Source organism: Paraburkholderia sp., from assembly GCF_049581445.1.
Classification (GTDB): Bacteria; Pseudomonadota; Gammaproteobacteria; order Burkholderiales; family Burkholderiaceae; genus Paraburkholderia.
Genome location: NZ_JBAURZ010000059.1, coordinates 1 through 13,684 on the forward strand (window position 1 = coordinate 1; position 13,684 = coordinate 13,684).

A 13,684-nucleotide genomic window follows, 5' to 3' on the forward strand; every position below is an offset into this window, starting at 1 on the left:
GGGACCCGGCACGCGGCAAACCGGGTGGAGCGTGACTATGCGATCGATCAGCTCGGCAAGCTCAACGCATCGATGGCACAGATCGAGCCGCGCATCGAGCGGCTGACGACCCAGGTCGGCGCGCTACGCGATTTCGAAGCCAGTCTGAAGACGCCGAAGCCGGCGCGAGCCGTGCCGGCGAGTTCCTCGGCTCAGGACACCTCCGACGCCGACGGCGAAGGCGGCCCGTCACTGCCGCCGCGGCCTTGCGTTCAAGCGACAACGCGCCCGCGCAGCCACGATGCGGCCGCGACCCAGCAGCAACTCGACTGCATGAACGCCACGCTTTCGGCAATCGAGCATGAGGCCGATGTTCACGAGGTGGCGTACAGCGCGTTTCCTGGACGCATGCCGGCTGACGGCGCCCGCTACGGCTCCCCATTCGGCAACCGCATCGATCCGTTTACCCATCAGCTTAGTTTTCACCCAGGCGTCGATCTGGTGGCGCCGAGCGGCACGCCGATTCTCGCTGCAGCGGGCGGCCGCGTGCTTTTCGCGGGACCCAAAAGCGGCTATGGCAACGCCGTTGAAATCGACCACGGCAACGGTCTGATCACCCGTTACGGGCACGCGTCGCGCATCCTCGTGCACGACGGGGACCTGGTTTTGCCGCGTCAGCATGTCGCTGATATTGGCAGCACTGGCCGCTCGACTGGACCGCATCTGCATTTCGAAGTGCTTGTGAACGGTACACCCGTCGATCCGATGGAATATCTCGCGCTGTTCAGCGCCAACGCTCATGGTTGATCTTCGGTTAACCCGCGCGGCGGGTAATCTCGCCCAGCGCGCCTATACGCTGCAGCCGGTGCGCTCGCGCGCCGTGCGCGCAGCGATCTGGGCGGGCGTATGGGTGTGCAGCGGCGTCGTTGGCGCGGCCGCCATGTACGCGTATCTGCAGCATGCGGATGCACTGGCCAGCCATTGCACTAGCGCGCCGGTTACGGCAGACGGCGCGCAAACCGAACTCGAACGCAGCCGGCTCGCGCTGGAGCAGGAATCGACCGCGCGCGCGGCAGTGCAAAAGACCGCGGATGTCGCGACTGCCGAAGTCAGCCGCCTGAACGCTCAATTGATGTTTTTACGCGGTCAAGGTCAGAAGCGCCGCTGATACGCCCAGACCGATCGAACAACCGAGGTCGGCGCGTCGCTGACCATGTATCACGCGGCGCGCCATTCCATTCCCTAGTCAGAGATTTCTATGTTCAACAAGAAGAAAGCCGCGAGCATCCGGAACACCACCCTCGCTACCTTGATCGCCCATGACGTGCGCATTACCGGCGACTTTGAATTTAGCGCGGGTCTGCGTCTGGACGGCCACGTGAGTGGCAATGTCGTCGGCAAGGCGGGTACGCAGACGCTGCTCGTCCTGAGCGACCGTGGCTCGATCGAGGGCAACGTGCACGGCTACGATGTCGTGATCAATGGGAAGATTGTCGGCGATGTGATCGCGGATCATTTCGTTGAATTGCAGCCCAACGCGCATGTGACCGGCAACATTCACTACCAGCAATTGCGCATGGACTGTGGCGCTTCGGTGGACGGCAAACTGAGCCGGCGCGAACCGGGTGTCGCACCTGGCGTGAACAGCGGTGATACGGACAACTCGGCGTCACAATACGCGTGAGGCCGGCCGGCGGCGTGACAGGCGCCCCTGGTCACGCTACGCCGCCGCTTCCCGCTCCTTGAGCAATGCGCTGAACGCGTCTGCCGGCAGCGGCTTACCGAGCAAAAAGCCCTGCATTTCGTCGCACATCATGGCTTTCAGTTTGCCGAGTTGCGTGGCGGTTTCGACGCCTTCGGCCACCACGTCCATGTCGAGTGAGTGGGCGAGCGCGATGATTGCGGAGACAATCGCGGTGCCTTCAGGAGTCTTGTCGTCAAGCCCGTTGGTGAAGAAGCGGTCGATCTTCAGTTGCTTGACGCGAAAGCGCTGCAGATAGGCCAAACTTGAATAACCCGTACCGAAGTCGTCGATGGCGATTTCGAAGCCGCTCGCCTGAAACTCGCGAATCATCTCGATCGTGCGTGGAGCGTCCTGCATGGCCACCGTTTCGGTGATTTCGAACATGATCCGGTCGCACGCTACGTTTTCGTCCTGAACGATCTTCAGAATCGACGAGACCAGGGTCGGCTGCGAGAGTTGGCGGGGCGACAGGTTGATGGCGATCTTCATCGCCGGCAGGCCCTCGTCCATCCAGCTACGAATCTGCCGGCACGTCTCGCGCACCACCCAGTAACCGATTTGCACGATCTGTCCGGAGCGTTCCGCAATCGGGATGAAGTCGAGCGGGGGGAGTACGCCCAGCACTGGATGGTTCAGGCGAATCAGCGCTTCGGCGCCGGCCAGTTCGTTGCTGTCGCCACGGAATTTGGGCTGAAAATGCAGCGAGAAATAGCCCGCAGTGAGCGCTTCGTGCAGCGCATGCTGGATCTGCAGCGTACGCGTCGCGGCTTCGTTCATGCTCGTTTCGAAGAAGCGATAGGTGCTGCGGCCCGCGCGTTTGGCTTCATACATTGCCGCATCGGCGTGTTTGAGCAGCGTGTCGACGGTATCGCCGTCCTGCGGATAAAGGGCAATGCCGATACTCGGCATGACCTGCAGCGGTTCGTTGTCGTTCCACACGCCTTCGCGCATGCGATCGAGCACGCCTTCCGCGATCACCCCTGCGTCCTGCCGCGAGCCGAGATTCTCGCACAGCACCACAAATTCGTCGCCGCCCAGCCGGGCCACGGTGTCGGTGGCGCGCACGCAGATCTGCAGGCGCTGCGCAAACGCGGCGAGCACCTGGTCGCCGGCGGAATGGCCGAGCGAATCGTTGATGGTCTTGAAGCCGTCCAGATCCATGAACAGGATTCCGAACACGCTATTGCGGCGGCGCGCCAGTTCGATGGCCGCCTCGACCCGCTCGGTGAGCGTGGTGCGGTTCGGCAGGCCGGTCAGCGTATCGAGCGTGGCAAGGCGGACGATCTGCCCGTTCAGACGGGACACGGCACCGACCAGAAAAGTGGTGCGCGCGTCGAAGCGCGACAGCATCAACGTGACGATCAGGATCGCGAAGGTGAGCAGCGTGACCGCGGTGGCCAGCCATTCGGTATTGACGCCGTGCGCCGCCCCGCAAATGGCGCCGACCGGGAACGTGGCGGCTTCCATGCCGGAGTAGTGCATGCCGTTGATTGCGACGGCCATCACCACGGCCGCGCCCAGACGGGACCGCGTGACGTTGCGCTCGCGATTGTCGGAGAGCCGGCGAGCGATCAGCAGCGCGGCCATCGACGCGGCGATCGCAATGCCAATCGATGCGGCAAACCAGCCCGCCTGATACTGAATGCCCGGTTGCATACGCATGGCCGCCATGCCGGTGTAATGCATACCAGCAATGCCGACGCCCATCAGCACGCTGCCTATCGCCAGACGGACGAACGTCAGCTTGGCGCGGGTGGTGAAGAACAGCGCAAAATACGACACGACCACCGCAATGGCGAGCGAGTAGCCGGTCAGCTGGAGATCGTAGCCAAGCGGAATGGGCAACGACAGCGCCAGCATGGCGATGAAGTGCATCGACCAGATGCCGACGCCCATGGCCGCGGCGCCGCCTGCCAGCCACGCATGGCGAAGCCGCGTCGAAGCCAGCAGCGAAATGCGTCCGGTGAGGTCGAGCGCGGTGTACGACGCGAGCGTCGCGACCACGAACGATACCGCCATCAGCCAGAAGTTGTATGTACCGAGCATGATTGGTCCAGCCGAAAGAGGGAAGCGGCTGAACTCGTTTACGGCAATTTCCGGGATTTGTTTAGTAGTTTTTCATAAAAACCTGCTGGATTGACCCGGGGCGCCGCGAGCTGCGGACTAAACGGCTTTGGCAGCCGCTTCCGCGAAACTTGCAATCCGCGTACAGACGGCTCGGTAGTTGCCCTCATATATTTAGGCGGTCCCTGCACCGCATCATCAATTGACCGCATGGGTGCGCGCATCTATCGATTTTCTGTCAGCATCACTGGCAGAGTCCGTACCTGTGAAAGTGAACCCGCGTCCGTGGCGGGGTCACGCGAGACGTTCTTTGTCCAGGGCGTAGTTACCACCGGTCCCATTCATGCGAGCAAAACCTTGTGCCGTTGCCGTTACCGCCATTGCTGTTCTCATGCCGACACTCGTTGCGGCGCAGGCTTTCGAGAGCGGCTCGCGCGCCGAGTTGTACCGGCGTCACGTTTTAGGGGGTAAGGACGTGCAGTGCCGGACCAATGCGTCCTGCGCCGCGCTGGGCGTCGAAGCGCTTGATGCAGGACGCATCAACGACGCGCAGGCGCTAGTGGACATGGAAGCGATGCTGGCCGATGCCGCCTCGCTACAGGCCGAAGAAGAAGACTCGCCCAAGGCCGTCAGTTCGGCTGAGTCCCGTATTTCGATGGCGCTGGTTCACGAGGGTGACGTGCAAGCGAGCGATGGCGCGTTTGCGAATGCGCGCGCGTATTACCGCAGCGCCGCAAACCGCACCGGCCAGCATGCCGACGACGCGATGCTGAACCGCGTGAATACAGTTGCTCAGCAGCGCCTTGCGGGCATCGCGGATAAACAGGTGGTGCAGGGCTTGCCTGCGGCAGGAGCGCATTTTGCGCGTTACATGAATCTGGGTGCGTGGAGCAGCGTGACACTCACGCCCCTGAAAGGCCGGCGCGGCGAGTACCGACTCGATGCGGAGTTCGTCTACCCAACCGTCGCGCACGATGGCGCGCCGCAAGCGAGCACCGGCAGCGTCGTGGCAAATGTGCGCTTCTTTGGCGGCGTGGCGCGGGTGCCCGTGTCGGACCAACTGCCCGGTGCGCTGATCGAAGCCACCGCGAGGCTCACCAACCTCGGCGCATACGATGGACGCCCCGACAAATGCCTGCTCGAATTCAGGGTCTCCGAACCGGAGACGCTCGATGTGGCAACCCACGGCTCCGTCGGCGCGTGCGGTTTTGGCGCCGGGGTGACTGCGGACGGCAGCTATTACCTCAAGACGGGCTCCTGACATGGCCGACAGGGCCGACGCGCCAGGCCTAAGCCAACGCCCGTTGTGATACGCCTTTGCGCAGGTGGCGCAGGACATTCATGGGTCAGCCCGTGTCGCCACCGGCTACCGGCAACACCGTGCCGGTGATATAGCTTGCCTCGTCCGAAGCGAGGAACAGAATCGGCGCGACCTGTTCGTCGATGCTGCCGTAGCGTTTGAAAAAGGTAGATTCAGTGACCTGCTTTACCGCTTCGCCCATCCAGACTTTTTCCTGCTCATCGTCACCGGCAGCGTTACGCGGAACGCGGCGTGCAGGCGCGTCGGTCCCGCCCGGCGCGGTAGCAACCACGCGGATGTTGTGCTCTGCGTATTCCATTGCCAGTGACTGCGTCATCGCATTGACACCACCCTTGGCCGCCGAATAGGGTACGCGGCGAATACCGCGCGTCGCATTCGATGACATATTGACGATGGTTCCTCCACCACGCGTCAGCATGTGCGGCAATACGGCATGACAGGCATACAGCGTGGGCATTAACGACCGGCGAATTTCTGCATCGATTTGCGCAGGTTCGAATTCTGCGAATGGTCGCATGCGAATCGCGCCCCCGACACCGTTGATCAGAATGTCGATGCCGCCAAACTTGCGCCCTGCAAAAGCCATCGCCGATGCCGCGCCTTCATACGTCTCCAGGTCGGCGATGAACCCTGCCGTGTCCGCGCCGTGCGCTTCGGCGGCAACTTCGCAAACGAAGTCGGCGCGGTCGACGAACAGCACCTTGGCGCCCTCGGCGGCTGCACGAAGCGCCACGGCGCGACCTATGCCCTGCGCCGCGCCGGTCACGACCATGACCTGGCCAGCAAATCGTGGCGTGTTCATGCGGCCCTCGGTGCGGCGTTCGGAGTGAATTTCTCGTAGTGGAAGCTGTTAGGCTTCACGCCGTTATCGTCGAAATGCTGACGCACCGCATCGACCATCGGCGGAGGTCCGCAGAGGTAGACGTCGACGTCGCCTTCATTCAAGGTTTCGGCCGGCATGTGCTGGGTCACCCAACCTTTGCGCGGGTGGTTTGAATTTGCATCGGCCACGACGGTGGTGTAACTGAAACCCGGCAACTTCGCGACGTACCTCTCGATCGCATCGACCTGCACCAGGTCAAGCTCTCGCGTCACGCCATAAATCAGGTGGACCTTTTGCTGCGAATTCGCCCGCGCCAGCACTTCAAGCATCGACAGGAATGGCGCCAGACCCGTGCCGCCGGCGAGGAACAGCATGGGCCGCTGCGCAGCGCGCAGATAGAAGCTGCCGAGCGGCCCGGTCAACTCCATCTTGTTGCCTGGTTGCGCGGACTCGAGCCAGGTGCTCATCACGCCACCGGGAATCTTCTTGACCAGAAAGCTGATTTTCGATTGACCGGGTGCCGATGAGAACGAATACGAACGATGCTGCCCACTGCCCGGAACATCGATATTGACGTACTGACCCGGCAGGAATACCGGCGCGTTCGCATCCACGTCCAGTTCGAGCACGACGGCCGCATCGTTATACTGTTCGACCTTCGATACTGTCGCCGCGAACCGGCTCTGCTCAGTCTTGCACGCAGTAGAAGATGCCGGCACTGCAATCACACAATCGCTTTGCGGCACCATCTGACAGGTCAGTACGAGGCCACTGTTCTTCTCGTCCTCGCTCAGCGCGTCGTCAATGTAGTCGTCACCCAGGTCGTAGAGTCCGCCCTCGGCGCGGCACTTGCAGGTACCGCACACGCCGTCGGAGCAATCCATTGGCAGATTGATCTTTGCGCGAAACGCGGCATCAAGGACCTTTTCGCCCGCCTTGCAGGTGACGAAGCGGGTGACGCCGTCCTCGAAATTCAGTGCGATGTTGTAGCTGGACATCTTGCCTCCTGTGCTTCTCATTTCATCCGATGCGCGACATCAAACGTGATAGACGTCGAGCACCTGGCGGATGTAGTCGTTCTTGAGCACAATTCTCTTGCTGGAAATCAACAGGTCATCGTCGACCCGTCGCAAGGTAACGAACATCGTGCCGAAAAACTGATCGGTGGTTTTGTAGCGGTGGCTGAGCGTGTTGAAGTTGTAGCGCACGTCGACTTCGTTATCGCGCTCGGCCAACACTTCCACATTGGTGACGTTGTGATTGGTACGCGGTTCAGGCATCGACGCACCACTGCGTTCCGTCTTGATGCGAAACACACGGTCTTCGAGGCCGCCACGGTCCGGGTAATACATGAGCGAAATCTGACTCTCGTGGTCATCAGTGAGCTGGTCGTCGTCATCCCACGCCGGCATCCAGTAGGTGACGTCCTCCGTATAGCAGGCGAGCCACTCGTCCCACTGACGGTCATCCAGCAGGCGCGCTTCGCGGTGCAGCATGGCGCAGATTTTCCGGTAGTCGGAGCTCATGCCAGCGCCTCCTCTTGTTCTTTTTTCAGGGCGTCGCGCATTACCTGCACCCAGTATTCGTGCTGGCACACAAACAGACCTTCGTCTTCGCTGCGCTCGCCCGAGATAACCGGCTTGAGACCCATTGTTCTGGCATTTTCGTCCGGGCCATCTACCCACAGCGGTGCTCCGCGCGAAAGGTCGTTCCACAACGCGGTGGTGCCGGCATAGCCAGCCTGGCAAGCGCGGAACTCTTCGAGATCGTCGGCGGTGCCCATTCCCGAGACGTTGAAAAAGTCCTCGTATTGGCGGATGCGGGTGGCGCGATCGGTCGCGCTCTCGCCCTTTGGAGCAAAGCAAAAGATGCTGACTTCCGTCTTGTCGACGCTGAGCGGGCGTATCACGCGAATCTGGGTGCTGAACTGGTCCATCAGGAACACGTTCGGATACAGGCACAGGTTTCGCGTCTGGTTGACGATAAAGTCCGCCTTCACTTCCCCGACGCGTGCCTTGATTTCTTCGCGGTATTGATAGACCGGTCGAACTTCCGGGTTCATCGTATTGGTCCACAGCAGAATGTGGCCGTGGTCGAACCCGTACACGCCGGCTACCGACTTGCTCCAGCCATTCGCATCCACTGCCTTGGTGCCGTCTACCTTGCGCCGGTCCATCGTCGCGGCGTAGTTCCAGTGCACGGTGCTGACGTGGTATCCGTCGCAGCCGTTCTCCATCTGCATCTTCCAGTTGCCGTCATAGATGTATGAGGAGTTGCCGCGCAACACTTCCAGCCCGTTCGGGGCCTGGTCGACGATCTGATCGATGATGACCCGGGTCTCGCCAAGGTAGTCATCGAGCGGCATCACGTCCGCGCTGAGGCTGCCGAACAGGAAGCCGCGATAGCTCTGAAAGCGCGCGACTTTCTTCAGGTCATGCGAACCGGCGGTATTGAATTGCACCGGATATTCGGTCGTCTTCGCATCCTTCACTTTCAGCAGCTTGCCTGTATTGGAGAAACTCCAGCCGTGGAACGGACAGGTAAAGCTGCCTTTGTTGCCATGCTTTCGTCGGCACAGCATTGCACCCTTGTGCGCGCATGCGTTGATGACCGCATGCAGTTCACCGCTCTTGTCACGGGTGATAACCACCGGCTGGCGGCCAATCCACGTGGTGTAGTAGTCGTTGTTGTTGGGAATCTGGCTTTCATGCGCCAGGTACACCCAATTGCTCTCGAAGATGTGTTTCATCTCGAGCTCGAACAGATCGGCATGGGTGAAGATGTCGCGACGGCAACGGAACACACCGCTCTCTTTGTCATCCTGGACGGCGGTAAGCAGCAGTTCATCCAGCTGCCTGGCTTTGTCGATAATGGCGCTCATGTCTTCTCCTGAATCCCGCTATTTTCTGCTGGGGTTAACCCCTGTTTCTGCACCGATCCGAACATGCCTGGAAGGTATAATGAGGTGCTGAAACAGCGTGTGAATGCAGGATAGAGGACGCCGCGAAGGCCAGTCCAACACTGATTTAGTATCGGTTCATACCCAGGAGGTATTGAGATGGAGTTGCGACATCTCCGGTATTTCGTAGCGGTAGCGGAGGAACGCAATTTCACGCGCGCCGCACAGCGACTGCACATCGCTCAACCGCCGCTCAGCCGTCAGATACAGCAACTTGAAGAGACGCTCGGCGTACAGCTATTCGAGCGTAACTCACGCCCTTTGAAGCTCACGGAGACGGGCAAGTTCTTCTATTCGCATGCCGTGCAGTTGCTGGCTCAGACCGCGGAACTTGAATCAATGACGAGGCGCGTGGGCAGCATCGAGCGCAGTCTTTCCATTGGATTCGTGGGTTCGACGTTGTACGGGATGCTGCCGAAAATCATCCGGCGGTTCCGCGACGAGAACACCACGGTTGAACTGAGCCTCCACGAAATGTCGACGATGGACCAGATCAGGGCGCTCAAGGAGGGGCGCATTGATATCGGGTTTGGGCGTATCCGACACGAAGACGCGAACATCCGCCGGGTGATTCTTCGCGAGGAGAAGATGATTGTTGCATTCCCGCAGGGGCATGCACTTTCGCTTTCCAAGCCCGTGCTGGCGCTGCGCGATCTGGTCAACGAGACCTTGATCATCTTCCCGCAGTCACCACGCCCCAGTTTCGCAGACCAGGTGCTGGCGGCATTCCATGACCGGGCGCTCAAGCCTCGCCGGATATATGAAGTTCGTGAGTTGCAGATTGCGCTCGGTCTGGTCGCAGCAGGAGAGGGCATATCTGTCGTCCCGAGCAGCGTGTACGGCCTGAAGCGAGACGATGTGAGCTACAAGGAACTGGACGACCCGACTCTGGTTTCTCCCATCATCATGAGCACGCGCGCGCTCGACGAGTCGCAGGACATTCGCGAGATGCTTGAGCTTATCTATCGGCTGTATGAGGACGAAAAGGTGCCCTATGTGCCTCGTGCCGACCAGGGGCATTGATCATTTCGCCGGTGCTGGTTTAATAGGCGCGCTTTCCACGCAGGCGCTCGACGATGCGGCCAAGCGCATACCACTGCTGCGCCAGCAGGCCGTCACCGTAGAGCCGCCCGGTGCCCTGCGGCGCCGGCAATTGATCGCGGATGCCAGTCGGTTCGACCGTGGCGTTCCACGAAGCGGTGCGGAATATCACGTCCCACCACGGAAACAGCACGCCGAAATTACAACCGTAAGCTGTGCCTTCATGGCCGTAACCCACCGCGTGGTGGCGACGATGAAAGATCGGGCTGACGATGATGCGCTCCAGTAGCCACCCGTACGGCAGGCGCGCATTGACGTGCTGGATGCTTTGCATGAAGTTGCTAACGGCAATCAGCACCACGAACTGGTTCGGCTGCACGCCGATAAAGAGCGATATCGCGGCGAAAAACGCAGCCTGGATAATGTCGTCCAGAAAGTGATTCCGGTCATCGTTCCACAACGACATCTGTTGCTGGCTATGGTGCACCGCGTGCAGTTCCCACCACACGCCGAAACGATGCTGCCAGCGGTGATACCAGTAGCCCGCAAAATCGAGCACGATCAGATAGATCAGGAACGAAACGATGGGCTGATCGGTGACGCCAGGCCACAGGCTATCAATATCAATGTTCGGTATGTTGTAGATCGAGATCAGGCTCTGCCAGTGATCGAACAACGGCTGAAGCATGAAAAAGAACGCGATGTTGATGATGCCCAGCTTGGCGATCCACGTGTAGATCACATCGGCGCGCAGCGCCTTGCGGTTTTGCCACTGTTCGATAGGCCGCAGGGTTTCGAGCGGACGCAATGTGAGGTATGTGATCACGATTTCGAGCGCGCCAATGATCACCCAGTACAGTGCATCGTAGGTGTCTTCGTCGTAACCCATCAAACCGAAACGATAGAAGAACGGCTGCACGACGTCGACATACAGCAACGTCTGCAGCGCAGACACCATGTTGTCGAGTTGTGCGACGATTTCGTGGAACATCAAATACCTCGTGAATTGCGTGTCATGCCCATGCGTTCCTGATCTTACAACGGTGCATCCAGCGGCGCTTCAATCCAGTGCTTTAGTCCGGCGCAGATAATCGGGTGCCTTTAGCCCGGCGCTTTTAGTCCGGATTAGGTGCGATGACCGGCGCGCGATTGTTGAAATAGATCCCGTGCGGCGAGCGGCCCACTGCAATGGTGTCAATCAGCTTACGAGTGGTCAGATCGATCACGCCCACGTGCTTCGCAAAGCGGAACCCCACCCATAGATAGCGCTTGTCGGCAGTTAGTTCCATGTCGTCCGGTCCTGGCATCAGGCCGGTGATATCGCCCACGTTGGTGAGCGTGGTGTAGTCGATGATGCTGATGGTGCTCTCCACCCGGTTCGAGACGACCACATGCTTGCCGTCGTCGAGGTTGCGGAAGTTGTGCGCCCCGCGGCCCGTGTGGATCTTCTTGACGATCTGCTGCTTGTGCCAGTCCACTACCGTCACGTCGTCCTCGCCAGTCATGCCGACCAGCAGATAATGGTCGCCGGGCGTCATCCACAGGCCCGCCGGTTCGTTACCTACATGCATTTTCCACAGCACAGTCTGGGTCGGCAGGTCGATCGCGGCCAGTTCGCCGGAGTCTTGCAGCGTGACGAACACGGTGCGGTTGTCCGAGGCGAAGGTCATGTGGCTCGGCGTCTTGCCGAGCGGAATATGCTTGACCAGTGCCATATTCGTACCGTCGTAGCGGTAGATGTCCACGCGGTCCATGCGCAGCGCGGCAGTGACGAACCACTTGTGATCCGGTGAGAAACCGAGCTGATACGGGTCTTCGATGCCTTCCACGGTACGCTGCACCTGGCCGGTGTGCGGATCGATAAACATCAGGTTGTTGGAAACCGAATCAGCGACGATCAACGATTTGCCGTCCGGCGTGATCATCAGATGGTGCGGCTCTTTGCCGGTTGGCTCCGTGCCGACGACTTTGTGGGTTGCTTCGTCGATCAACGACAACTCGGACTCGCCCGAGTCAAGCACGATGACGCGGTCGGCGGCGTTGGCGGTGCTTTGATGGCCGATGAGAGCAAAGACGACTGCAGCGGACAGGGTGGCTCTCGAAAGGAATGTAACCGGCGAGTAAGGCATTCTGTAAAATATCCGAAGGTGTGATGCGACACCAAAAACTGTGCCTTTCAGGAAGTGCAGCGAAGCTGCACTTTACTAACGCTTGGCGCGCCGTTTTCGATGACGCGCGCAACCAGTAAATGTGAGAAATTACCAGACATGGGCTGCTGATTGCAGCCAGACGGGTTGTTTGAGCTTCGGTGACGGGCAGGCCTGAGCCGGCGCGCGGCGAAGCCAAACCCCTGCTATCCGAAGCCCGGAACCAGGCGAGGTGCAAATGGACGAACGCGTTCGCGACAAAAGCACGCCAGCTACGCTCACGGGCCGCACTACGCTCGCGATTCGTGATGTGCTGGAAGGACGCCGTCAGGGCCTCGCGATGGTGTTGCCGTTCGCGGGGCCAGCGGTGGTCGTGTCGGTAGCCTACATGGATCCGGGCAACTTCGCGACCAACATTCAGGCCGGCGCGCACTATGGCTACGCGCTGCTGTGGGTCGTCCTGCTCGCCAATCTCGTGGCGATGCTGTTTCAGGCGCTCTCGGCCAAACTCGGCATTGTCACCGGTCGCAATCTGGCGGAATTGTGCCGCCTGCACTTTCCGGCGCCACTCGTGTTAGCCATGTGGGGCGTGAGCGAAGTTGCCGCGATGGCGACGGATCTGGCGGAGTTCCTGGGCGGCGCGATCGGGCTTGCGTTGCTGTTCCATATGCCGTTGCTTGCGGGCATGATCGTCACCGCGATCGTCACCTACGTTTTGCTGCTGTTCGAGAAGGCGGGCTTCCGTCCCCTTGAACTGGCTATAGGTGCATTGGTGGGCATCATTGGTCTGTCGTATCTCGCCGAATTGATCATTACGCCTGTGGAGTGGTCCGGCGTGCTCGGGCATCTGTTCTCGCCGCAATTGCCGGACGCCGGTGCGGTGACGATCGCGGTCGGCATTATCGGTGCGACCGTCATGCCGCATGCGCTGTTTCTGCATTCAGGGCTGACGCAAAACCGCGCCACGGCCAGAGACGAAAGTGAACGCGTCAAACTAGTGCGCTATTCCACCGTCGAGGTGGTGATCGCGCTGACCCTTGCCGGCCTGATCAACATGGCGATGGTGATCATGGCATCCGGCGCCTTTCATGCGGGACATCCGGATGTGGCCGAAATCGAAGCGGCGTATCACACGCTCGCGCCGTTGTTGGGCATCGGCGCGGCGGGGATTTTCCTGTTGTCGCTGATTGCCTCGGGCGTCTCCAGTTCCGTGGTCGGGACGATGGCGGGCCAGATGATCATGCAGGGCTTCGTCGGCTTTCAGATTCCTTTGTGGTTACGGCGCGCGGTTACGATGGTGCCGTCTTTCGTGGTGGTTGCGTTGGGAGTCAATGCAACCCAGGCACTCGTCATTAGTCAGGTCGTGTTGTGCTTTGCGTTGCCTGTGCCGATGGCGGCGCTGGTATGGTTTAGTTGCCGCGAAGAGGTGATGGGCGCCTATAAGAGCCGGCTCGTGATGATTGTCGCGGCCGTTGCTTCGGCGGTCGCGGTGCTGGCGCTTAACGCCGTTCTTCTATTGCAGACGTTCGGTGTGAATCTGCCAGGTTTGCCTGCCTGAGGCAATGGCGTCGTATGGTCCTGAGTCTATCTTGCGTGACGCTTCCCT

At 60.3% G+C, this 13,684-nt stretch carries 13 protein-coding genes; 6 read left to right on the forward strand and 7 right to left on the reverse strand.

Annotation, left to right across the window (positions count from 1 at the left end; genetic code table 11):
- From WCA85_RS04285 to WCA85_RS04295, 3 genes are all read left to right on the forward strand, one after another.
- The coding region (locus tag WCA85_RS04285; protein WP_424061930.1) for a M23 family metallopeptidase at positions 1-786 on the forward strand (786 nt) is incomplete at its 5' end.
- Positions 779-1,147 carry a hypothetical protein gene (locus WCA85_RS04290; protein WP_424061931.1) on the forward strand — a complete coding sequence of 123 codons (369 nt, stop codon included), beginning with the start codon at positions 779-781 and terminating at the stop codon, positions 1,145-1,147. The genes WCA85_RS04285 and WCA85_RS04290, both read left to right, overlap by 8 nt.
- A gap of 90 nt (positions 1,148-1,237) precedes the next feature.
- Positions 1,238-1,663, forward strand: a complete 426-nt coding sequence (locus WCA85_RS04295) for a bactofilin family protein (protein ID WP_424061932.1) — start codon at positions 1,238-1,240, stop codon at positions 1,661-1,663.
- A 36-nt stretch (positions 1,664-1,699) separates the two neighbouring features.
- Here WCA85_RS04295 and WCA85_RS04300 read toward each other — a convergent pair whose 3' ends face one another.
- Positions 1,700-3,769 carry a putative bifunctional diguanylate cyclase/phosphodiesterase gene (locus tag WCA85_RS04300; protein WP_424061933.1) on the reverse strand — a complete coding sequence of 690 codons (2,070 nt, stop codon included), beginning with the start codon at positions 3,767-3,769 and terminating at the stop codon, positions 1,700-1,702.
- A gap of 409 nt (positions 3,770-4,178) precedes the next feature.
- Between WCA85_RS04300 and WCA85_RS04305 the strand changes: the two genes are divergently transcribed.
- A complete protein-coding gene (locus WCA85_RS04305) occupies positions 4,179-5,048 on the forward strand; it encodes a hypothetical protein (protein WP_424061934.1) in 870 nt (289 codons plus the stop codon).
- 85 nt (positions 5,049-5,133) lie between these two features.
- On the opposite strand, the gene benD is transcribed toward WCA85_RS04305, so the two are convergent.
- Genes benD through WCA85_RS04325 form a run of 4 tightly spaced genes read right to left on the reverse strand, consistent with a single transcriptional unit; the run spans position 5,134 to position 8,812 of the window.
- Positions 5,134-5,910, reverse strand: a complete 777-nt coding sequence (gene benD, locus WCA85_RS04310; RefSeq protein ID WP_424061935.1) for a benzoate diol dehydrogenase BenD — start codon at positions 5,908-5,910, stop codon at positions 5,134-5,136.
- The gene (gene benC / locus WCA85_RS04315) at positions 5,907-6,929 is read right to left on the reverse strand and encodes a benzoate 1,2-dioxygenase electron transfer component BenC (RefSeq protein ID WP_424061936.1); all 1,023 of its coding nucleotides are present in this window, start codon (positions 6,927-6,929) and stop codon (positions 5,907-5,909) included. Before benC ends, benD begins: the two co-directional genes overlap by 4 nt.
- A 39-nt stretch (positions 6,930-6,968) precedes the next feature.
- Positions 6,969-7,457 carry a benzoate 1,2-dioxygenase small subunit gene (gene benB / locus WCA85_RS04320; protein WP_424061937.1) on the reverse strand — a complete coding sequence of 163 codons (489 nt, stop codon included), beginning with the start codon at positions 7,455-7,457 and terminating at the stop codon, positions 6,969-6,971.
- A complete protein-coding gene (locus tag WCA85_RS04325) occupies positions 7,454-8,812 on the reverse strand; it encodes a Rieske 2Fe-2S domain-containing protein (protein WP_424061938.1) in 1,359 nt (452 codons plus the stop codon). The genes benB and WCA85_RS04325 overlap by 4 nt, the downstream gene beginning before the upstream one ends.
- A 177-nt stretch (positions 8,813-8,989) precedes the next feature.
- Between WCA85_RS04325 and WCA85_RS04330 the strand changes: the two genes are divergently transcribed.
- Positions 8,990-9,913: a LysR family transcriptional regulator gene (locus WCA85_RS04330; RefSeq protein WP_424061939.1), complete on the forward strand. Its 924-nt coding sequence runs from the start codon at positions 8,990-8,992 to the stop codon at positions 9,911-9,913.
- A 19-nt stretch (positions 9,914-9,932) separates the two neighbouring features.
- Here the strand turns inward: WCA85_RS04330 and WCA85_RS04335 are convergent, their stop codons facing one another.
- Positions 9,933-10,922, reverse strand: coding sequence for a sterol desaturase family protein (locus WCA85_RS04335; protein WP_424061940.1), 990 nt, complete (start codon positions 10,920-10,922; stop codon positions 9,933-9,935).
- A 124-nt stretch (positions 10,923-11,046) separates the two neighbouring features.
- Positions 11,047-12,060: a beta-propeller fold lactonase family protein gene (locus WCA85_RS04340; protein ID WP_424061941.1), complete on the reverse strand. Its 1,014-nt coding sequence runs from the start codon at positions 12,058-12,060 to the stop codon at positions 11,047-11,049.
- Between the two features lie 256 nt (positions 12,061-12,316).
- On the opposite strand from WCA85_RS04340, the gene WCA85_RS04345 reads away from it, so the two are divergent.
- Positions 12,317-13,636: an Nramp family divalent metal transporter gene (locus tag WCA85_RS04345; RefSeq protein ID WP_424061942.1), complete on the forward strand. Its 1,320-nt coding sequence runs from the start codon at positions 12,317-12,319 to the stop codon at positions 13,634-13,636.
- Positions 13,637-13,684 lie beyond the last annotated feature (48 nt).